Source organism: Alienimonas sp. DA493, assembly GCF_043951915.1.
In the GTDB taxonomy this organism is placed as follows: Bacteria; Planctomycetota; Planctomycetia; order Planctomycetales; family Planctomycetaceae; genus Alienimonas.
The window spans coordinates 1-21858 of sequence record NZ_JBINJD010000084.1 but is presented as its reverse complement, the minus strand read 5'-3'; the positions used below and the strand labels follow the sequence as shown (position 1 = coordinate 21858).

The following is a 21858-nucleotide window of genomic DNA, read 5'->3' as shown; positions in this document are numbered from 1 at the left end:
CGGCCTCGTCGGAGGTCCGGGACGCCGCGGCCGTCCGCAGCGGGGCGTCGCCGCCCCGCCGGTTGTCGGCCAGCTGCACGCCGTCCGGCAGGTTCAGCGGTTGGCAGCCGGCCATGACCCAGCCGTGCCACTCCCGCTCCAGGTCCTGCACGGTCAGGCCGAAGTGCTTCTCCAGCGCCGCGTTCCAGCGGTCCAGCGGGTACTCCCAGTCGATCCCGCCCCGGCCGCCGCCGGGGATGCGGCGGGAGGCGTCGTCGAGGGCCTTCAGGAACGCCGCCTTGCCGCCCTTCTGCACGAGAAAGTCTGCGAGGGAATAGCCTTGAGCGTAGACCTGCATCACCTTGTCGGCGTCGCCGGGCGAGGGGTTGCGGGGGTCGCCGGGGTACTCGGTCTGCGTGATCAGGTGGGAGACGCGGTAGCGGTGGGTCTTCCACTGCCGGACGAGGGTCAGGCGTTGCCGCATGCGTTCGCTCTTGAACTCCGTCAGCGTGGCGGCGCCCTCGTCGGCCCAGCGGGGCAGCGGCTTGCGGAAGTGCGAGGCGAAGATCGTGTGGTTGACCTCGTGGGGGATCACGGAGTCCAGGAGGCGTTCGCGGCTGCCCTCGACCTGCATCCGGAAGCCGCCGACCGCCGGTTCCTCCCGGCCGTTCCGCCGCACCGTGTGGAAGCCGAAGGTCGTCGCCCCGCCGGCGCCCTTGCCCGGCCAGCAGGCGGTCACGGTGATGGGGCACGGCTGCGGCCAGTCGGGGATCGTCTTGCCGAGCCATTTGATCGCCAGCACCTCCCGCTGACGTTCCGCCTCCATGCACACCTCCCGGGCGAGGCGGGAGTCTTTGGCGTAGCAGATAAAGTTTTTCGTGCGGTGCCGGGCCTGCCCGCTGCGGGCGGCGGTCCGCTCCGCGACGGCCGCCGCATCCTCCGGGGCGGCCGCCTCGTCGGGGCCGGCGACGCGGAAGGCTCCGTCGAACCCGCCGTCGCCGGCGTCGGCAAGCTCCGGTTCCGTCGCCGCCGGCGCCTTGGCCGGGGGGCCCGCGGCGACGGCGGACGCATCCGGCGTCGGGTCCGGGGAGGCGGAGACCGACAGCAACGTCGCGCACAGCAGCGCGGGGCGGATCCAGGCATCCATGCCGGGGTTCTCGATCAGGCGTCGGGAATCGTGCGGACCGCGTCCTGCGGCCGATCAGCCTGCCCCGCGATTCCCGTGCCGCGGCCCGGAAAGATTCACGGACGATTCCGTAAGTTCTCTCCGGGGATCGACTTCCGGGCTCAAGTTTTAGCAGGACCCAAACCGGGGCGAACGGAGAGGACGGCTCCGTGGAACATCTTGCAGGCGCATCCGACAAATCCCCATCCGCGAACCGGACACACTGATGGGACCGCGAACCCCGGGCGATGGGGGCGGGTCCGGCGAACGGGGCCGGCGTTTCCCGTGTCGGCCGCCTCGCCCTTGGTTAGAGTGCGTCCGTTCCGCGCCCGTAGCTCAGTTGGATAGAGCATCGGTCTTCTAAACCGGCGGTCGGAGGTTCGAATCCTCCCGGGCGCGCTGCCGCTTCCCCGCCCCCTCACGCCCCGGCCGGCGCAGGGACCGGAGAGGGAACGCGGAGGGCGGCCGAGAGGTCGTTCAGATCGCCGACCAGGCGGAGCAGTTCCGCCTCGTTCCAGTCGGACTCCGCGGCGGCCTCCAACGCGGCGGCGGGGACCGTGAACCGCGAGTAGCCCAGCGTCCCGGCGGTGCCGGCGAGTTTGTGGGCGGCGTCGGTCAGGCCCTTCGCGTCGCGGGCGTCCAGCAGCGAGCGGCACTCCGCCAGCCGGTGCGGTAGGGAGGCAAGAAACTCCGCGGCGACCGGCCACAGGTCGCTGTCTTCGTCGTCTAGTTCGCAGCCGGGGGGGCGAACCTCGTCTACGTCGTCGAGGACGTGGACCGCTCGCAGCGGCTCCGCGGCGGCGGGCGGCGCTTCAGGCGCGGGCGGTTGCTCGGGGGGCGTCGGCTCGGCGTCGACGACGACGGGCGGGGTCGGCGCCGCCGGGGCCGGCTCGTCCGCCGGGAGCAACTCGCCGAGCAGCGTCAGCAGGTCCGCCGGCCGGACCGGCTTGGAAAGGTATTCGGTGCACCCCGCGGCGACGCATTTGGCCCGGTCGCCGGCCATCGCGTGGGCGGTCAGGGCGACGATCGGCGTCGTCAGACCCTCTTCCCGCAGACGGGTCGCGGCGGCGTAGCCGTCCATCACGGGCATCTGCATGTCCATGAGGATCAGATCGTAATCGCGGCCGGCGCGGCGGGCGGCCAGGGCCCGGTCCAACGCGTCCCGACCGTTCGTCGCCTCGTCCGGGGTGAGCCCCGCCCGCCCCAGCACCACGCGGATCAGGCGGCGATTGACGTCCCCGTCGTCCACCAGCAGGACGCGGGCGTCCGGCCGGATCGGATGCGGCAGCGGGCAGGACGGCCCGGCCTCGCTGCCGACGGCCTCGGACGGCGTGCCGTTCTCCTGGCTTTCCGCCCACTCGACCCCCGCCAGGTCGCCGGCGTCGACGGTCACCCGGAACAGGCTGCCGGCGCCGGGACGGCTGGCGGCCACGATGCCCCCGCCGAGGTGCTCCGCGATCTGTCGGCTGATCGACAGTCCCAGCCCGGTGCCCCCGTGCCGCCGGGTCACGCTGACGTCCGCCTGCGTGAACGGGTCGAAGATGCTGTCCAACTTCTCCTGGGGGATGCCCTCGCCGGTGTCGAAGACGTCCACGCCCAGCAGGTAGCCGCGGCCCCCGGGGGCCGGCACGACTTCCGCCGCCAAACGCACGCCGCCCTCGGCGGTGAACTTCACAGCGTTGCCCACGAGGTTCAACAGGACCTGTCGCAGACGGGCCGGATCCGTGACGATTGTTTGCGGAACCGGGCCCCGCCAGCGGCATTCCAAAGACAGCCCCTTCTCCGCCGCGACGACCCGCATCCCGCTGAGCACCCCCGCGAGGATCGCGTTCGGGTCGCACTCGACGTGCTCGAACGTCATCCGGCCGCTCTCGACCTTGGACAAGTCGAGGATGTCGTTGATGAGGGCCAGCAGGTGGTCGCCGCTGCCGCGGATGGTGTCGAGGTGTTCGTTGCGCTCCTCGGGCGGGCAGTCCCCGAAGCGGAGGATATCAGTGAAGCCGAGGATCGCATTCAACGGGGTGCGGATCTCATGGCTCATGTTCGCCAGGAAAGCGCTTTTCGCCTGATCCGCGGCGGTAGCGGCGTCGCGCTCGGCGGCGGCGGAGCGGAGGGCGGCCTTCTCCCGGGCGACGGCGGCGGCGATGCGGCGGGTCTCCGCGGTGCCCCGCAGACAGCCGATCACCAGCACCGCGTCGGTGAACAGCAGCCAGAAGGCGTGCTCCGCCCACGCCCAGCGGCCGGGGTCGGACGTGCCGTAGAGCGCTTCCGGCCACAGCCGACCGACGACGTAGTGGTTCCCCAGCACCAGCGCCGTCGGCAGGGCCAGCGCCCGCCAGTCGCGGTAGGCGGCCAGGAACGCCAGGGAGAGGTAGATGTGAAAGTGGGACTCGATCCGCCCGCCGGTCTCGTAGATCAGCAGGGAGCTGAAGCAGACCTGCGCGGCGCCGATGACGTGACGGGTGATCGGCATCCCGGGCCGGGTGGCGATCAGCACCATCGGGATCAGGGCCGCGAGGCCGCCGCCCAGCGCCGCCGCGAGCAACTGCGGGTGCGGACCGGCCGCGGCGATTTCCGCGGGCGTGTCCTGGTAGGGGTGCGGACAGATCCAGACCGCCACCGCCACGCAGGCAAGCCACTGGAGCGGCATGAGCGTGGCGAACGGCCGATCGATCCGCCGGGCCAACCGGGCGGTCATCAGCGCGACCCGGCGGTCGATCCGCCGGCGCAGACGTTTTCCTTCGATCGAGCGGGCGGCGCCGGCGGTGCGGGGCGAGCGGGGCATCGGGTCGGTTCAGAGCCGCCGTCCAAGAGCGGACGGCCCCGAACACTAGGTCAGGCCGCCCGCTTCCGCGGCGAGCGGTCCGTCGGCCGACGTTTTTTCAACCCGGCCGCGCCGGATGCGCGGGCCGTGCGGCACCGGGCGCCCGGCCTGCCGTCCCTCACCCCACCTGGAACTTCGCCAGCCAATACGCCTTCACCGCCCGACGTCGGAAGGTGCTCATCCCCAGTCCGATCAGCTTGAGGAACCAGGGCATCCGGGAGACGTTCCGCACCGCGATCTCCTTCAGCGTCACCGCGTCCTCGCAGATCAGTCCGGCCCGCCAGCCCTCCAGCGAGCGGACGTCTTCCACGCCCCAGTCGAAGCGGGCCTCGAAGTGCTTCAGCGTGTCGTGCCGCGACTGATCGGCGACCCCCTGCGGGGTGAGGGCGTCGAAGGTCAGCGTCGCGCCGGGCAGGCGTTCGCCCAGCATGTCGATCACCCGACGCACCTCCCCCTCCGGCAGGTACATCAGCACCCCCTCGATGCAGACGAAGTACGGCGGGGGCAACTCCAGCAGGCGGTCGATCCAGTCCGACTCCAGCACGGAGCCGGCCATCATGAAGCGGCGGTCCGTCTCGGCGAAATACCGCCGGCGGACGGCCATGCTGTCCGGCAGGTCGACCTCCAGCCAGTGCGAGACGCCGTCGTCGCAGCGCTCGAACCGGGTGTTCAGACCGACCCCCACGTCCGCAACCGTGCCGCCGGGGTGGGCGGACTGGAACTCCCGCAACCAGTCGTCGAACTGCAAGGTCCGCAGGGCGATGCCGATGCGGCTGCGGAGGGCGGAGCGATTGAAGTGCCCGAACCGGTCGCCGAGGGCGTCCACAATCTCGACCGCCCGCGGGTCGGAGAGGATCGACAACCGGCTGCGGGTCTCCGCCGCCCGGGCCCAGAGCGGCACCAGCAGGGTTTGCTGAACCGGCCCCAGATCGAGCGCGTCCCCGTCCGCGGCGGTCTCCTGCACGTCGGTCGTCATGCCGTGCAGCGTAGCCGTCGCCGCTCCAGACGCCCCGGGCGGAATCCCCATCCGTCGTCCGGCGAGGCGTCGGCCGGACGGTCGTGCGCTCAGTTGCCAGCGGCGCCACGCCGCCTCAGCAGGCCGCCGGCGCCGGCGAGTCCGGAGAGGACCAGCAGCAGGACGGAGCCCGGCTCCGGCACGGCGGCGGGTTCGGCGGCGTTTCCGTTGACGACGATCGCGTAACTCGTCCCCTCGACGTCAAATCCGTTCGTCACCTCGAACCACCCGCTACTGAGCAACGAGCCCCAACCATACAGGCGGAATGTGGCGGAGGTGACGTCTTGATACGCGGACAGGTCGATGCCCGAGACCGTTTCGCCGTCCGGACTCACGGCCGGGTCGCTGAAGACCTGCGTGAAGCTCCCGCCGTTGACCGCCAAGTCGATCGCCATCACCCCGGGCCCGGCGAAGCTGCGGCCGTACTGGATGCTGAAGTCCGTGAAATCGTAGGGGACGGCGGAGGCGAAACCCCAGGTGAGAAAGTCGCCTGCCGCGATCGCGTCGGCCTTCGTGCCGCCCGTCGTCCAACCTTCGGACCTGAACGTACTGCCGCTCGTCTCCGTCAGGCCGGGCCCGCGGGCCAGCGGTGCCCCGGTCACCCCGGCGCCGGCCGCGCCTGCCGGCAGGGGCGTGAAGGAGTATTCCGACTCATAGGCGACGATCAGATCCGCCTGCGCCGCGTTCGCCGTGAGCCAGGCGACGGCGAAGACGGCGGAGAGAACGCGGTGCGGCATCGGGCGGCGGGGTTGGACGCGAACCGCTCCAGAATGAGCGATCGCTCCCTCCCCACAAGCGTCGGGCCGTTCCCGCAAGCGTCGCACCCTTTTCGAGGGTGACGCGACCGGTCGTGCGGTTTGTCCGGCCGGTGGCGACCGGTGGCGAGACGTGCGGCGGGATCAGGCGAGCGCCAATTCCGGTTCGCGGGCCGGTTCCGGCTCCGGCTCGGCCGGCCGCTCGGTCGGCGGCGCCGGGGCGGTCCGCGGGAGGAACGCCGCCGGGGTCGGGCCGCCGTTCAGTTCGACGGTCGCGTGCGGGGCCGTCGGATCGACGCGGAACGTCTTCGGGTAGTGGTACAGGTCCCGCTTCTTCGTGACGTACTCCTGCACCGCCCGGCCGGCGAGGTACGCGGCGGCCTTGGCCCGATAGCCGAGGCCGGAGGTCTTCGTGCTGGTCAGCGGCAGGCCGAAGCGGTCCCGCAGCATGCGGTTCGCCCGGTGCGCCCGCACGTATTTGAACGCCCGCGGGCTGTAGTGCTCGGTGCTGACGGAAATGTTGAGGCCGACGGTGTTCTGCACCCGGTGCGGGGTGTGCTGCGGCCAGGTGATCCATTCGCCCGGCTTCAGGTCCACGGCGAAGGCGTCGGCGTCCCACGCCGGGTCGTAGCCGGCGTCCTCCTCCTTCTTCACCGCGACGATCGCCTCCAGTTCGTCGCGGGGGGTGTCGGCCAGCCGCTGCGGGTAGGCCCAGACCCGCTTCTCCCCGCTGACGTGCCAGAGAATGTTCTGCGGCACGTCGATGTGATAGTAGACCATCGCTCCCGGGCTGCTAACCAACACGTTGGCGCTGCGGCGGGTCGCGGTGAACCCGGGACAGGCGGCTTCGAGGTCGTCGTACAGCCGGTTGATCGCCGCGGCGGCCTCGGGCTGGTGGTCGAGGACCTTGCGGATGTTCAGCCACAGCCGGCCCTTATTCAGAGCGGCGAGGACGTCTTCCGGGGAGAGTCCGTCCGTCAGGCCTTCGCTCCACTCCAGCACCGTCGGGTCGTGCCCCATGCGGGAGACGTTCGCCAGTTCCCGCGGGTGGGTCTCCAGCATGCGGAGGACGTTCTCCTCCGTGAACAGGCCGGTCTCCGCCAGACGGTGCGTCGCGGTGAATAGGCCGTTCTCGAACGCGTCCGGCGTGCGGTAGTCGGCGGGCAGATCCAGCAGCGGACCGTCGGGCAGAGCGGCGGACATGAGGGTTGTGGGCGTGCGAGGGGACGGGGGACGTGCGGCCGGGGCGGCCGTCCGGCGAGCGTAGGTCCCGATTGTCGCCCGCGTCGGCGTCCGCCGCGGCGGCCCGGCGGCGCGGAGCAATCCCCGGAGAACCCCGGTGCCGGTTTCCGCAGGGTCGTTACAATCCGCGCGCTTTCACTACGCCCCCGTTCCTTCCGCCTCTCTCGCACGCCCGCCGCTCATCTATGCAGGCCCGACGCGTTCCCGGCGTTTCCATCACGCCGGACCCCCGCCGGGTGTTGTTCCGGCCGTTCTTCCCCGGCGGCCCCAGCCGGGCCCGCACGATCATCGCCCGGGTGATGACGCTCACCGAGGAAGAGGTCAAAGCCGAGCTTAACTGGGTGATGGAGGAGTTCGGCGATCGGCACCGCAACCTGCTGAGGTTCTTCGCGCGGCGCTACAGCGAGGTCGGCCACCTCCGCCTGACCGACGCCCCGCTCTCCCGGGAGCGGGAACTGCTGATCGGCGCCTACTTCACCAACGAATACAGCCTCGAAGCGGCGGCGCTGTTCAACCCGTCGATGATCTGGCACCCGGATCAGTCGGGGCTGAAGCCGGGCGCCAAGCGGTTCATCCTCAGCCTGCGGGCGACCGGCGAGGGGCACATCTCCAGCTTGCAGTTCCGCAGCGGGGTGATCAGCTCGGCGGGCGGGGAGGGCGGCGGACGCCGCGGCCGCTCCCCCCGAATCGAACTGGACCCGGTCACCGCCTACGTCACGACGCCGGAGCGCACGCTGGACCGCTCCTTTCAGCGGTCGTTGTTCGGCAAGAAGCTGCTCGAACTGGGGGTGAAGTACGAGTTCGTCCGGGCCGTGATGGGCCGGCTGGCGGAGCACTTCACCTTCTCGGAACTGCGGGACGTCGTGGAGGAGGCCCGCCGCACCGAGCCGCTGCCGCCGCGCGTCGCCCAGGAGGCCGCCGACGCCGTGGTCGGGCTCGCGGAGAGCAACTACGAGATCCGCTTCGACGCCGACCTGCCGCTGTGCGAGCGGATCATCTTCCCCTCCACCCCCAGCGAGGTGAAGGGAATCGAAGACGCCCGCTTCGTCGAGTTCACCGACGACGACGGCGCGGTCACCTACTACGCGACCTACACGGCCTACGACGGCCGCACCGCTTTCCCCCAACTGCTGGAAACGCCGGACTTCCTCGCCTTCAAGAGCCACACGCTCAACGGCCCGGCGGTCGCCAACAAGGGGCTCGGCCTGTTCCCCCGGAAGATCGGCGGCCGCTACGCCTGCGTCGGCCGGCAGGACGGGGAGAACATCTACCTGATGTTCAGCGACAATCCGAGCTTCTGGTACAAGAAGGAGATCCTCCAGCGACCCACGCAGCCGTGGGAGTTCGTCCAACTGGGCAACTGCGGCTCCCCCATCGAGACCGAGGCCGGCTGGCTGGTGCTCTCGCACGGCGTCGGGCCGATGCGGAAGTACTGCATCGGCGCCTTCCTGCTGGACAAGGAGGACCCGATGAAGGTGATCGGTCGCCTCCCCGAACCGCTGCTCACCCCGGCCGGCAACGAGCGCGAAGGGTACGTGCCGAACGTCGTCTACTCCTGCGGCGGGCAGATCTTCGACAACGAACTGATCATCCCCTACGCCATGAGCGACTACGCCAGCGGTTTCGCCGCCGTCGCCCTCGACGACCTGCTCGAAACGCTCGAACGCAACCCAGCCTGAGGGAAAAGCGGGTTTCCCTTGGGGGGAAACCGGGATGCGGTCGATTCGCGGGAACGGGATACAATCCCGTTTCTCGCCCCTCCCGGCCCATCGGCCGGACCGTCGCTCCCGAGTCCCCGCGTTGCTCCGTCGTCATCCTGCGAACCCGCTCGTCTCCCCGGTGGACGTTCGGCCTTCCAATCCGGCGTACCGCGTCCGCGGGGCGTTCAATCCCGCGGCGACGACCTTCGGCGACGAGGTCCTGTTGCTCCTCCGCGTCGCCGAGGACGCTCCCGCCGAGCCGGGACGGATCGCCGTGCCGATAGTGCGGTTCGAAGACGGCCGCGGCGTCCCGGACGTGCTCAACGTCGGTCTGCACGATCCCGGCGTCGTTCCCCGGGACACCCGCGGCGTGGCGGTCGACGGCGTGGAATACCTCAGCACGCTCTCCCACCTGCGGCTGGCCCGCTCCCGGGACGGCGTGAACTTCACCGTGGAAGACGAACCGTTCTTGTTCCCCTCCACCCCGGCGGAGCGGTTCGGAGTCGAGGACGCCCGCATCACCCGCATCGCGGACACCTACTGGATCAACTACACGGCCGTCTCCGGCGACGGCTGGTGCACGGCGCTGGCCAGCACGCGGGACTTCCGCACCGTCACCCGGCACGGCGTCATCTTCCCGCCGTCCAATAAGGACGTCAGCCTGTTCCCCGCCCGCTGCGGCGGCTTGTGGCGGGCCCTGCACCGGCCGAACAACGACGGCTTCGGCAAGGCGAGCATCTGGACGGCCTCCTCCCCGGACCTGTTCAGCTGGGGCGACCACCGCTGCATCCTGCGTCCGCGGGCCGACGTGCCCTACGAAGGGGCGAAGATCGGCGGCGGCCCCCCCTGCCTGCTGACCGCCGAAGGCTGGCTGCAGGTCTACCACGGCAAATCGGCGACCGGCGCCTACGCCCTGTTCGTCGCCCTGCTGGACCGGGACGACCCGTCAATCGTGCTGTCCCGCGGCGTCGAACCGCTGATGGAGCCGGAGGAGGACTACGAACGCGAAGGCTTCTTCCCCAACGTCGTGTTCGCCAACGGTCTGACGCACGATCAACCCTCCGGTCCGGACGGCGAGCTGCCGCCGGAGGCGCACGTCCGGCTGTACTATGGGGCCTGCGACGGCACGAGTTGCCTGGCCGAGGCCACCGTGGCCGACCTACTCGCCGCCGCGGGTCCCGTGCGCCCCGTCGCCGTGACCGAGCCGCGGGAAGAGCTCTCCGTATTCACGGTCTGAACGAACGCCGTCGGCGGTCCTAGCGGCCCGGCAGCGGGAGCGGGGGGCCGTCGAGGCGGTTCAGGTAGGGGCCGCGGAATCGCTCCCACTCGGCGTTCACGGCGTCGAGGGCGGATTTCGTCGCGGCCCCGCCCTGCACCGCCATCTCCACAAGTCCCCCTCCGCCGGCTCCGCCGAGCCCGCCGCCCAACAGCCCGCCGAGACCGCCCACCGCCCCGCCGCCCTCCAGCAGGCCCCGCACCTGCGGGTCCTGCCGGATGCGACGGGCCGTGTCCGCGTCGGCCTCGTCGAAGCCGCGGACCTCCCGGGCGGACCAGATCGGCCCCCAGTTCCCGTCGGCATCTTTGGCGAGGAACTCGCTTTCGACCGTTGTCCGTTGGGCGGCGGCGTCCATCGCCACCCGCGTGACCCGCACCCCGGTGCGGCCGGCCCGCTCCGCCGCCTGGATCGCGGTCTGGTTGCGGTTCTGCTGCCGCGCTCGTTGAGCCTGCCGGGAGAAGGCGTTGGGCTGGGTCAGTTCGTCGATGAGGTCGCGGTACTGCCCGCCGGCCATCTGCATCATCAGGGCCTGCCCGTTGACCGCCTCGCCGGCCTTCGGCGTCTTCATCAGCGTGGAACCGGTCCCCTGGAAGGAAAACTCGTCCAGCATGGCGCTCTCCACGAGCGCCACGCGGGCGGTCCATTCGTCCTCCGACTGCAGCCGGGCGACGAACGGTTTCTCCTCCGGTTCCGCCGTCGTCGGCCGCTCGCCGGTCCACGGCGCCGGCGGGGCGGTGCGGAAATCGACGTCGCGTTCGCGCAGTTCCCGCTCCAGTTCGTCCGCCTCCCGGTAGGCCACGTCCCGCAGCCCGGCGTCCCAGGCGTGCAGGGCCAGCCGGCGGCGGTGCGGAGCGGTCCGGTACATCGAGTCGATTGCCGACCTCGGGACGGCCAGCACCGCCCACGGCCCCCGCGGCCGCCGCACCGACGGCTCGCTCGCCGGCTCGGCCGGCTCCGGTTCGGCGCCGGCCTCCTCGATCCGCCGCCCCTCGTCCACGTCCGCCAGCAGGTCGGAGACCCGCTCGAACTCCCCCTCCAGGAACAGCGACAGCGACGGCTCGCCCACGCGACGCTCCATCCACGGCACAAGGCGGTCGCGGAGTTGCTCGGCGATCGCCACGGGGTCGTCGCTCGCCGATTCCTCCGTCGGCTCCTCGGCGGCGGGGGCGGCCGGAGCGTGTTCCCATGCGGCGGTGAGGCCGGGATGGTCGAGGTCCACGTCGTCCCGCCGCACGGCGAACCGCACCGCGTCCGGCGGGTTCTTCACCGCCTCGTCGCCCCCGGCGGCCTCGACCGTCCCGGCGAACACGCCCAGCAGCTCCGCCTCGCCGCCGTCGGGCAGCGTCACCGTGAGGCGGTCCACCGCCCGGCGGTGGATGGAGGGCGGTGCGGCCTCGGCGGGGGCGACGCAGGAGAGAACTGCCGCGGCGGCCGCCGCGGCGAAGATCGAACGGAACGACATACGAGAGCGGGCGGGCTACGGAAGGATGCGGCCGGTCGCCGCATCCTACGCGCCCCGCGGCGCCGGTGGACCGGGTTATGCCGCTTTCAACACCCGGGCCCGCGGTTCGAGCACCTGCGGGACCGGCTCGAACCGATCCGCGGCGTCGTTGCGGGGCAGCCAGACCGGATCCACCCCGCCCTGCTCGAACAGGTGCGCGAGGTGCAGGTGGCAGGTGAAGAACAGCACCTGACGGGCCGGGCGAACCGAACCGTCGGCGCTGCGTTCCTCGGCGCAGAACGTCCGCAGGGTGTCCAGCGCCGCCTCGGTGCGGAGTTGGTCGAAGTTGACCAGCACGTCGTCCAGCACGACCGGCGGGCGGAGGTCCAGGCCGTTGCCGTCGATCTCCGCGCCGGTCGCGGTTTGGTCCGCCTCGGCGACGTGGTCCATCAGGCCCAGCCGCACGGCGAGGTACAGCTGCTCCCGGGTGCCGCCGGAGAGGGCGTCCGGGGCGAGGGCGGCGCCGTGCCGGTCCTCGACCATCAAGGTCCGTTCGCCCAGCGGGCTCCAGACACGCCGGTAGCGGCCGCCGGTGAGCTGTTCGAGGTACCGCCCCGCCGCGGCCAGCACCGCCGGCTGGCGGGTGCGTTCGACGTCGGCCCGCATCGAGGCGAAGGCTCGCCCGGCCAGCTTGGCGGCGTTCCAGCGTTCGGTCGCGTCCTTCAACTCCCGGTTCACCGCGGACAGCTCCAGCCGCACCGCGTCGCGGGCGTCGTCGGCGGAGAGCCCCTCCAACTCGCGGGCCACGCCGCCGCGGCGTTCCTGGGCGGATCGCAGTTCGGTTTCGATCTCCTCGAGGTCCGCTTCGAGCTTCTCGACGGCGGTGCGGTTTTCGGCCGGGTCGAACTGCGCGAGGTCCTCCTCCTGCACGGCGAACTCGGAGGACTCCTCCGCGGCGGCGGCGAGGTCGGCCTCGGCCATCTCCAGCAGCGCCGCGACCTCCTGCCGTTTGGCGGAGCCGCCGGCCAGCCGCTCGTACGCGGCCCGGTCGGCTACGCCGGCGGCCGTCAGCAGGGCGTGCGCTTCGGCGTGGTGGGTCTTCTCGGCGGCGGCCAATTCCTCGGCCTCGGCCTTCAGACGATCGGCCTCGGCGACGCGGCGGTCCCGTTCCTCCCGGCGGTCCTGCAGGCCGTCCAGCTCCTTCGCCCAGCCGGCGAGAACCTTGATCGCACTGCCCTCCACCGGCCGTTTCAACGTGCGACCGAGGTCCGTCACCCGGGCCGACAGCGCCGCCAGGGCGGCGGTCAGATCATCCTGACGGGCCGCGGCCTGAGCGGCGGCGTCGCGAACGGCGGTTGCCTCTCCGGCGCCCGGCCCCCCCGCGGCGGTCGGCACCGGCACGGGCACGGCGATCCGCTTCTCCACGACCCGCGTCGCGCCTCCGCCCCGCAGCCGGCCGGCGGCGTCCGCGGCGAGCTTCAACGCCTCCCGGTGCTCCTCCCGCCACGCCTCCAGGGCTTCCGCGGTCTTCACCCCCTCCGGCAGGCCGACCGTCTGGAGGGCCTCGTACCACATCTGCCGGCCGGCGGTCAGATCGCCCTGCGACCGCCGGATGCGGTCCCGCAGCGAGGAGAGCGCCCGCCGCTGCTTGGCGTGGGCGTCGGCCGTCTCGGCGACCTTCTCCAGACTGGCCCGGCGGCGCTCGACGGTCAGCAGGGCGGCGGCGGCGGCCTTGTGGCTCCACTCGCCCTCGCCGGGGCCGGCTTTGCGGGCCCGGAACTTCGCCGGCTCCAGCTCCGCGGTGATCAGCAGCGTGCGGATCTCCTCGCGGGTCCGCACCAGATCGCCCTCGGACGCCCGCACCCGGGCCTCCGCCTCGGCGGCGGCGTCGGTCAGGACGGTCTCCATGTGGTCCCGCATCCGCCACGCCAAACCGGAGCAGCACATCCCGATCAGCAGGAAGATCAGCCCGGAGAGCCAGCCGACCGTCAGCCCCTGAATCAGCCCCAGCAGCCCGAACGCCGCCCCGCCGAACATAAACACGCCGAAGCACAGGCCGACCCACGGCGGGACCTCCAGCCGGGCGGCCCACTCGTCCGGCCGCAGCCCGCCGGCGGTGCGGCCGCCGGACAGCACGTTCTCTTCGCGGATCAGGTCGCACAGCCGGGAGAGCTGGGCGGCCCGCTCGTCCGCGGCGGCGAGGGCCTGGGCGGGATCGTCCACGCCGACGCTCGCCAGCAGTTCCGACCGCCGGGCCTCCCGCTTGCGGAACAGGCGGTCCTTCCGTTTGTAGGCCCGCTTGAGCCGCCGGTTCTTCAGGCCGGCGGCCCGGTATGCGGCGGCGGCCTCGGTCAGCAGTTCCTCCGCCTCCGGCGAGACGTCCACGCCGTTGGGGGAGCGGGTGAGATCGAAGTCGGCCGGCTCCGGGCGTTCGTCGTCGTCCTCCTCGTCCGAAAACACGACCGCCCGCACGCGGTCCTCGTGCGAATCGAAAGCGAGATTCGGATCGGCCCCCGCGGCGGCGGCGAGACGGGCGAACCGCTCCGACCCCGCGTCGTTCCCGGCGGCGAAGCGGGCGACGAACGCTTCGAGTTGTTCGTCGGTCATCTCCTCCGGGTCGAACCCGGCGTCGGCGTCGAGCGCTTCGTCGGCCCGGTCGGCCCGGCGGGCGAAGTTCGCGGCGGCTTCGGAGGCGGCGTCGCGGCGGCGAATCGCCTCCTCGGCCCACTCCGTCAGCGGGGCCAGCGCCCGGATCGCCCCGGCGTGCTCCACGAGGCTCTCGTCGAACCGCACCGCCTCGGCGTGTTTGCGGGCCTCGTCCGCCCGATGGCGGGCTTCGGCGGCCCGCTTGGCGGCGGCGTCGCGGTTCGCCTCGGCGGCGATCAGCCGGGTCAGCCCGTCCGCGGGCACTTCGGCAGAGCCGCCCAGCTTTTCCAGTTCGCTCCGCAGATCGCGGACCTGCCGCCACGGGCCGTGCACCTTGCCGACGTACCGCGCCCCCCGCAGCTCGCGGCGGAGGCGCTTCTTTTTCCGCTCCAGCCGGGAGAAGGTGCGGTCCAGCCGGGCGAGGTCCGCCCGCAGTTCTTCGGCGGCGGCCCGGCCGTCCGGCAACGCGGCGAGTTGGGCGTCCAGCCGGTCGCGGCGCCGCATCAGCTCCGCGATGCGGCCGCCGACCGGGGCGTCGCGGGCGTCGAGCGTCAGCAGGCCGGCGGCGGTTTCCTCCGCGGCGTCGGCGGCGGCGAGGAACCGGCGGCCGGCCGGGCCCAGCGACACCCCGTGCACGTGGGCGGCGACGTCCGCGTGCTCCAGCGTGGCGAGCTCCTGAAGCTCGTAGATCCCCAGCGCGTAGACGTTGCGGTACATCGCCTCGGACAGCCCGCCGAGGCGTTCGTGCAGCCACTCCTCGCCGTGCACCTCGCCGAACGGGTCGGTGACGGTCAGCCGGCCGCGGGGGTCGCCGCCGGGCTCGCGAAACCGGCGGAGCACGTGCGGGGCGCCGTCGATTTCGGCGTGAATCGTGCCGTCCCAGCCCTCGGTCGATTCGACGTCCCGACCGGCGCCGCGGGCGGCGTTCCGCTGCCGGAAGCCGTGCGTGCTGAAGGGCTCGTAGCCGTACAGCACGCCGCGGATGAACCGCATCAGCGTGGTCTTGCCGGCCTCGTTCGGCCCGTACAGCAGGTTCAGCCCCGGCCCGGCCAGCGGCAGGGTAAGGTCCCGCCACACGCCGTACCGGGCGATCTCAATGTCGGTGATCTGCACGGCGGGTCCTTCCGCGGGCGGTGGGTCAGGGTGTGAATCGAGGGGGAGACGACCGGGGCCGGACGGCGATCGGAACGTCGATCAGCCGGCGGACAGCAGCGGGGCGGCGAAGCGGGTCGCCAGTTCGCGGACGCGGTCCGGGTTCGGGGCGACGCCGGGCAGCGGGGGGGCGTCGCCCAGCGGGTCGAAGTGGGCGAGGGCTTCGAGGAACGCGGCCGCCTCGCCGGGTTCCTCCTCGTCGTCGTCGGCGAAGCGGTCCGGGTGCGGCAGCAGGGCGACGGAGTGCAGGGCCCGGGCGTCGGACAGCGCCGCGGCGAGGGCGTCGGCGTCGGCGTCCGTCAGCCGGTCGCCCCACGGCCCGAGCCGCAGCGTCCAGTCCACGATCCGCAGCCGCTCCCCGTCCGCGGGCGGCGGGGCCGCGTGGCGGAGTCGAGCCGGGAGGTCCGCCGGTTCGTCCGGCAGATCGAGAACCGGGGCGAAGAACCGCACCGGACGTTCGCCCCGCGGCTCCGACGTCCCCCCGCCGGCGCCGGCCGTCTCCGGCAGGACGATCAGCGTGCCGGGGGCGTCGCCGGGCAAGGAAGAGGTGAAGAAGGCGTCGCAGCCGTCAGCGTCGGCGTCCGCGGCGACGGACACGCCCAGCACCGGCAGACCGTCGGGCACCGGAAAGGCCGCGGCCCCGGCCAGCGTCCGCAGAACGGCGAGCGATTCGTCGCCGCGGGACAGTTCGATTTCGCTCGGCTCGTCCGGGGCGAGCACGGTCAGCGGCAGGTCGTCCGGCAGCGGTTCGTCCGTGACGGCGAACGCGGCGACGTCTGCGGCGGCCAGACGGTCGAGGCCCTGCCGCAGGGCCCGCTCCGCCCGCAGGTCGGCGGCTGGGTCGAGCAACCGGCCGAGCAGGACGACGGCGTCCGCCTCCGCGGCGGCGTCCAGCAGGGTTTCCCACTGACGGCGGGAGGCCCCGGCGGCGCTCTCCGCCGCCTCGCCGGCGAGCGGCGGCAATCTCTCGGCGATCCCGCCGAGCCGCACGTCCGCGGCGCACAGAATTCGCGGCGGACCGCCGCGGGGAGAGCCGGACGCGGAACCGCCGCTGGCGGTGCGCGAACTGCGGGAGGCCTGTTTCGGCGGCATGGCGAGCGGATCCGTCCGTCGGCGTCCGGGGGACGAGACCGGGGCGGCGGCGTCGCCCGGCGGTGCGCACGCGTCGGTCCCGATCCCTGGGGCGCGGAGGATACGACTTCGTCGCCCCCGGGGAAACCCCGGCCTTTCGCGGCGGGCGGGGCCCGGTTCGGCCTTATACTCCCCCCGTGCCCGAACCTTCGCCCCCGCCGAGCGTTCCGTCCGCCCCGGCCGACGTTCCGCACGCCGCAAAGACCGCCGGCCCGTCCGGTTCCTCGTCCGCGGGAGCCTCCGCCCTGCCCGGCCGGTGGGGGGTGGGGCTCGCGGCGGCGGGGTGCCTGATCGGGGCGGGCGCCCTCTACGCCGTCCGGCCGGAGTTGGAATTGTGGTGGGCCGGGGCGATGCGGGTCGGCATCGTGATGGGCGCCCTCTGGCTCGCCCTGCCCTCCCGCGACCGCCCAGCGGCGTGGGCCGAGTGGGACTGGAAGGCGGTCGGATTCGTGCTGCTCTGCGCCCTGCTCTGCTTCCGCGCCCCGCAGATCGGCATCCCGCTGTTGGCCGGGTGGTGGTTCTGGCGCTGGTTGAAGGCCGTCCCGCCGACCAAGCTGCCGTAGCGGCGCCGGGAGGTCGCCCGCCGCCGCTTCTACCGCCGAACCTCGCCGTAGCGGTCGATCGTCGGCGCCGCGGTCCGCAGGCCGGGGTCCCGGTCCCGCAGGCGCTCGCGGTAGCGGGCGGAGGCGTAGACGCGTTCGGACAGCTCGCTCAGCTCCACCTTCCGCCGCGGGAGCACGCCTTCCAACTGCGTGGCCAGCCCCTCGACCCACACCGGGCGGGTCTGCATCGAGCGGTCTATCAGGTGGGCGAACAGGCAGACCTCCTCGAAGTTCCGGTCCAGCACCACGTTCGTGACCGGGGAGATCAGCTTCGCCGCGGCCCCGACGGCCCGGCTGGGAAAGGAGACGAACAGGCTGGCCCGGCCCACGGCGATCGGCTCGCCGGAGGCGTCGAAGGCGGTCTCCGTGTGCAGGTGGAACAGGCAGGTGGCCTGAATCGGGTCGTTCAGCACCGGCGACTTGAACTGCCCCTGGACCAGCACGAGTTGGTCCTTCTCCCCCCGCAGGAGCACGTCGAACAGGCCGATCGACCCGTCGCCGGCGTCGCCCTCGTAGCTGTTCGGGCCGGTTTGCCACATGTCGCACTGGCTCACCCCCAGGACCCGCCACAGGGCGACGGCCACGTCCGGGTGCTGGATGAAGTACTTCAGCCCGTCTTCGTGGATCGGGAACCGCAGGACCGGCAGCGTGCGAAACAGGCTCTGGTCCTCCAGCACCTGAACCGCCCGAACGCGGGCGGCGGGGGTGAGGTCGGCCAGCGGCAGCGCCGCCTCCGCCCGCCGACGGGCCCGGGCCGTGCCGGTGCCGGCCTGCACGGTGACGATCCGCTCGCGGGCGGCGGCCTCCAACTCCTCGGCCTCCGGACTGGCGGCGGGGGCCGTCGCCGCGACGCAGACCGCCGCGGCGGCGATCAGCGAGCGGATCGACAGCACGCCGAGCGGGCGAGGGACGAAGCGGTTTGACATCTGAGCGCCCGCGGGGGGAAAAGAGAGCCGTCGAGCGTGGGCTCCCGGCCCGGGGAGGATCGACCGGCCCCACCCCGGGAACCGGCATGAACCGTCCGGCCGCGGCACAGCCGTCATCGCCGTTACGGGCCGGACACTCCGAACGGCCGTTACGGGCAGCAGGGGCTCCGCGGCCGACAAACTCGCCCCATCCCGGTCGGTCGCCCGCCATGTCGTCGCTCGAAGACGCCGCCCTCGCCCTGTCGGAGCGCCTGCGGTCGCGCGACAAATCGCTCGTGCTGGCCGAGAGCTGCACCGGCGGCCTGGCGGCCGCCGCGTTGGTGGGGCTGCCGGGCGCGTCCGACCTCCTGGCCGGCTCCTTCGTCACCTACCAGACGGAAAGCAAAGCGGCTTGGCTGGGCGTCTCCCGGCTTACGCTGGAGCGGTGCGGCGCCGTTAGCCCGGAGGTCGCCGCGGCGATGGCGGCCGGAGCCGCCGTGCGGACGCCGCACGCCATGGTCGCGGCGGCGATCACCGGCCACCTCGGCCCGGACGCCCCGGACGGGGAGAACGGGCGGCTCGTGATCGGGCTCCGCACCCCAACGCGGGGGGCGACAGTGGAAGAGTTCCGGCTCCCGAACGACCCGAGAACCCGCGCTCAGCGGCAAGCGGCCGCGGCGGCTCTGCTTCTGAAGGCCGTCACGAAAGCCCTGTCGGCCTGACGAACGGCGAAGATGAAAACAGCCCCCGGAACCGGAGCGGGTGGGACGGGAACGAGGTCCGGCGTCAGATCGCGGCGTGCGAGCAAGTCAGGCTGCGTGCCGTACGATCACCCCCAACGACTTCGTTCCCACCGCTCCGGCCCACGGGGGCCGCGTGAGGAACGAGAGACGTTGCAAGGGCAGCGCCAATGCTTGGTGTCGACGCCCCTGTCGATCGAGTGTCGATACCCTGGTGCGTTGCGTAACCTGCTGTCTCGCAACTCGTTAAAGAATTTCTCGGAAATGTGAGGCGAGGGCCCGCTTTGACCAGGGTCTTGCAAGCGTCCACTGCTGTCGGTTGACTGTCGACACCTGTTCGACACTTTTCGACACCCTTGACGAGCCGTCGCGTTGCCGATCCCGACGCCCAGCGGACGTTACTGCGCCCTCACGATCGGGACGTTGGCGCTGCTGGCCGCGATTGGCGCGATCGCCTATGCCTCGGTGTCGCCGGACCTCCGGCTGCGGATCGTCTTGGCCGACGATCCGGCGGCCGAGGGCGTGACGCTCGTCGCCACCGATGGGCTGAAGGTGTGGGGCGAGCCGGGGGCGGACGAACCGCGGCCGGGCGATCTGCTCAAGGCGATCGGCGATCGGGCGATTCTCAGCCCGGTCGATTTCTACGACGCCTGCGACCCGCTGTTCGAGAAGACGGCCGATGACTTCGGCGAGGCGCAATCGAACGATCCGAGTCGTCGGTTTCAGATGCAGGCGGACTACCCGTTCGTCCAGGACAACGCCAAGCGGCAGTACGTCCGAGTGCTTTATTCCCGCCCCTCGGAGGACCCGCCGGGGGCGGCGCCGCGGATGGCGTACGTCCGCGTTCAGGGGGTGCCGGTCGGGCGGATGGGGTTGCTGATCGTCTGGCTCCTGCTCCAGATCGGCCTGACGATCGTCGGGGGGATGGCGTCGTGGCTGCGGCCCTTCGACCGGGCCGCCCGCCTGTTCTTCCTGATGAGCGCGACGACCGTAGTGGCGGTCACGGGGGTGTCGCTGTGGTGGGCGCTGGCTCACTCGACGGCCGCGCTGTTGCCGCTGACGATCTCCGCGGCGCTGCTGCCGTCGGTCACGCTGCACTTCTTCCTGAGTTACCCCCGGGCGCTGCCGGTGCTGCGGGATCACGGGTTTGCGGTGCGGTTGGGGCTCTACCTGCCGGCGGGGCTCGCGGCGGGCGTGATGGCGGCGGTCGTCCTGCTGGCAGCCCGACTGGCGGAAGACGGGTCCCCCACCGCCCACGCGGTCAAGGAGCGTCTGCTGGACGCGATGGCGTGGGCGGCCGACGGGGTGATGGCCCTGGCGGTCGCCGGCTTCGTGCTGACGCTCGCCGCCCTGTGGGCCCACTGGCGGCGGTCGACGTTGCGGGTCGAACGCGGCCAGTTGCGGCTGATTCTGGCGGCGGCGGTCGGGAGCGTGCCGGCGGCGCTGTTCCTGCTTTATCTGGCGGTGTGGGACCGGGCCGGCTTCCTGCACATCTGGGGCTTCCTGCCGGTGCTCTGGGTGAGCCTGCTGTTCGCCGCGGCGTACACCGGCGGGATGGTGCGCTACCGACTGCTGCGGGTGAACGAGGTGCTGCGCGGCGGCACCCGCCTGTTGCTGGCCCGCAGCGCCTTGGCGATCGCCGCCGGCGCCTGCGTAGCCCTCGCGGCCCGGGTCGATCGGGCGCTGGACGTGCCGCTGTCGCCCACCGGCTCCACGCTGGTGCGGGCGGGCGCGGCGGTGCTGGCGGCGACCGCGACCTTCGCCCTGTTCCACGTGCTCCGGGAGCGGCTGGACCGAACTTTCTACCGGGAAAAATACCGCCTCGACCGGGTGCTGCGGTCCTTCAGCGGCGGGGAGAACGCGGCCCGGCAGGCGGCGGCGGACGTCGTCTCCGCCTGCCGCGAGGTCGTCGGCTGCGAGAAGGCCGCGGTCTACCTGCCGGACAGCGAGGGGGACGGGCTGGTCCGCGTCGCCGCGACCGACGATCTGTTTCCGGAGCGGCTTTCCCCCGACGAACTGGCGCCGGGCGTCCCCGACGACGCCGAGGAGGCGACCCACGACCCGGCGCCCGGACCCGGGCCGATCCGCTCCGCCGAGGTGCGGGCGGCGACCGGGGCGGAGACCCTCGTGCCGCTGCCGGTCGAGGAAGGGGCGGAGGGGGCCGCGGCCGGGTGGATTCTGCTGGGGCCGAAAGAGGACCGCACCGCCCTCTCCGCAGAGGACCTGACCTTTCTGGAAGCGCTCAGCCGGACCGCCGCGGCGGCGCTGCGGGAGGGACGGGTGCGGCGGGAATTGGAGAGTCTGCGGAGCCGGGTGCGCCGCCGGGACGAGCGGCGGGAGCGACTGGAACGCCGGGTGGCGTCGCTGGAGGCGGAATTGGCCGGCACGCTCGGCGGGGCCGCGGAGGCGCCGGCCCTGGATGGGTTCGACCGCGGCGGCCTGCGCGGCGACAGCCCGGCGATGCGGCAGGCGTTGTCCACGGCCGCCAAGGCCGCCCGCTGCGACGTGACGGTGCTGCTCCGCGGGGAGAGCGGCACCGGCAAGGAGCTGCTCGCCCACGCGATTCACGCCAACGGCCGGCGGGCCGGCGGGCCGCTGGTGGCGGTGCACTGCGCCGCCCTCTCCCCCGCCCTGTTGGAGAGCGAACTGTTCGGGCACGTTAAAGGGGCCTTCACCGGCGCCGACCGCGATCGCCCCGGCCGATTCGAGCAGGCCGACGGCGGCACGCTGTTCCTCGACGAGATCGGCGAGGTGCCCGCGGAAACGCAGGTCAAGCTGCTCCGGGCGTTGCAGGAGCGCACCTTCGAGCGCGTCGGCGGAGACAAACCGATCTCCGTGGACGTTCGCGTGATCGCCGCGACGCACCGCGACCTGAACGCGATGATCGCCGCGGGCACGTTTCGTCAGGACCTGTTCTACCGTCTGAACGTCCTGCCGATCGAACTGCCCCCGCTGCGGGAGCGAACCGAGGATCTGCTCGACTTGGCGGACGCCTTCCTGCATGAGGCCGCCCGCAAGCAGGACCGGGCCGTCACCCGCATTCACCCGGACGCGGAGGCCGTCCTCCTGCGGCACCGCTGGCCGGGCAACGTCCGCGAGCTGCGGAACACGATGGAGCGGGCCGTCGTTCTGGCGGAGTCGGAGACCGTCACCCTTGCCGATCTGCCGGCGGAACTCGCCCCGCTCCGCGACCCGCACGCGGAGGGTCCCGCCCCCGCCCCGTCGCCCCCGCAGCCGCCGGCCCCCGCGGAGCGGATGCCGGCCCCGTCCGTAGCGGCTCCGACC

13 protein-coding genes, 1 tRNA gene and 1 pseudogene are annotated in these 21858 nt (G+C 72.5%); 6 read left to right on the top strand and 9 right to left on the bottom strand.

Translation table 11 applies throughout. From position 1 onward, the window contains the following. Positions 1 to 1126: pseudogene (locus ACG2DA_RS13560) on the bottom strand (hypothetical protein); the annotation flags it as partial. A gap of 343 nt (positions 1127 to 1469) precedes the next feature. Between ACG2DA_RS13560 and ACG2DA_RS13555 the strand changes: the two are divergent. Further along, positions 1470 to 1543 (top strand) — tRNA-Arg (locus tag ACG2DA_RS13555). 19 nt (positions 1544 to 1562) lie between these two features. Here ACG2DA_RS13555 and ACG2DA_RS13550 read toward each other — a convergent pair. The 4 genes from ACG2DA_RS13550 to ACG2DA_RS13535 all read right to left on the bottom strand — a co-directional run bounded on the left by ACG2DA_RS13550 (position 1563) and on the right by ACG2DA_RS13535 (position 6941). Next, positions 1563 to 3929 carry an ATP-binding protein gene (locus ACG2DA_RS13550; protein WP_395256309.1) on the bottom strand — a complete coding sequence of 789 codons (2367 nt, stop codon included), beginning with the start codon at positions 3927 to 3929 and terminating at the stop codon, positions 1563 to 1565. 157 nt (positions 3930 to 4086) lie between these two features. Beyond that, a complete protein-coding gene (locus ACG2DA_RS13545) occupies positions 4087 to 4944 on the bottom strand; it encodes a class I SAM-dependent methyltransferase (protein ID WP_395256307.1) in 858 nt (285 codons plus the stop codon). An 89-nt stretch (positions 4945 to 5033) separates the two neighbouring features. Continuing rightward, a complete protein-coding gene (locus ACG2DA_RS13540) occupies positions 5034 to 5720 on the bottom strand; it encodes a PEP-CTERM sorting domain-containing protein (RefSeq protein WP_395256305.1) in 687 nt (228 codons plus the stop codon). 162 nt (positions 5721 to 5882) lie between these two features. After that, a complete protein-coding gene (locus ACG2DA_RS13535; protein WP_395256303.1) occupies positions 5883 to 6941 on the bottom strand; it encodes a cupin-like domain-containing protein in 1059 nt (352 codons plus the stop codon). A gap of 224 nt (positions 6942 to 7165) precedes the next feature. Between ACG2DA_RS13535 and ACG2DA_RS13530 the strand changes: the two genes are divergently transcribed. Both ACG2DA_RS13530 and ACG2DA_RS13525 read left to right on the top strand, forming a co-directional pair. Continuing rightward, positions 7166 to 8659 (top strand): glycoside hydrolase family 130 protein, encoded by a 1494-nt coding sequence (locus tag ACG2DA_RS13530; protein WP_395256302.1) that lies wholly within the window; start codon positions 7166 to 7168, stop codon positions 8657 to 8659. Between the two features lie 160 nt (positions 8660 to 8819). Beyond that, positions 8820 to 9917 (top strand): glycoside hydrolase family 130 protein, encoded by a 1098-nt coding sequence (locus ACG2DA_RS13525; RefSeq protein ID WP_395256300.1) that lies wholly within the window; start codon positions 8820 to 8822, stop codon positions 9915 to 9917. A gap of 19 nt (positions 9918 to 9936) precedes the next feature. Here ACG2DA_RS13525 and ACG2DA_RS13520 read toward each other — a convergent pair whose 3' ends face one another. From ACG2DA_RS13520 to ACG2DA_RS13510, 3 genes are all read right to left on the bottom strand, one after another. Further along, positions 9937 to 11418: a hypothetical protein gene (locus ACG2DA_RS13520; RefSeq protein ID WP_395256299.1), complete on the bottom strand. Its 1482-nt coding sequence runs from the start codon at positions 11416 to 11418 to the stop codon at positions 9937 to 9939. A 75-nt stretch (positions 11419 to 11493) separates the two neighbouring features. After that, complete coding sequence (locus tag ACG2DA_RS13515) at positions 11494 to 15156, bottom strand: AAA family ATPase (RefSeq protein WP_395256297.1); 3663 nt, start codon at positions 15154 to 15156, stop codon at positions 11494 to 11496. A gap of 81 nt (positions 15157 to 15237) precedes the next feature. Beyond that, the gene (locus tag ACG2DA_RS13510; RefSeq protein ID WP_395256295.1) at positions 15238 to 16287 is read right to left on the bottom strand and encodes a hypothetical protein; all 1050 of its coding nucleotides are present in this window, start codon (positions 16285 to 16287) and stop codon (positions 15238 to 15240) included. A gap of 176 nt (positions 16288 to 16463) precedes the next feature. Between ACG2DA_RS13510 and ACG2DA_RS13505 the strand changes: the two genes are divergently transcribed. Further along, positions 16464 to 16889 (top strand): hypothetical protein, encoded by a 426-nt coding sequence (locus tag ACG2DA_RS13505; protein WP_395256294.1) that lies wholly within the window; start codon positions 16464 to 16466, stop codon positions 16887 to 16889. Between the two features lie 29 nt (positions 16890 to 16918). Here ACG2DA_RS13505 and ACG2DA_RS13500 read toward each other — a convergent pair whose 3' ends face one another. Beyond that, entirely contained in the window at positions 16919 to 17854 is a 936-nt protein-coding gene (locus tag ACG2DA_RS13500) for a hypothetical protein (protein WP_395256293.1), read from the bottom strand. A 209-nt stretch (positions 17855 to 18063) separates the two neighbouring features. On the opposite strand from ACG2DA_RS13500, the gene ACG2DA_RS13495 reads away from it, so the two are divergent. Beyond that, complete coding sequence (locus tag ACG2DA_RS13495; protein ID WP_395256292.1) at positions 18064 to 18555, top strand: CinA family protein; 492 nt, start codon at positions 18064 to 18066, stop codon at positions 18553 to 18555. A gap of 390 nt (positions 18556 to 18945) precedes the next feature. Next, positions 18946 to 21858: sigma 54-interacting transcriptional regulator (locus tag ACG2DA_RS13490; RefSeq protein ID WP_395256291.1), on the top strand; the 2913-nt coding region annotated here is incomplete at its 3' end.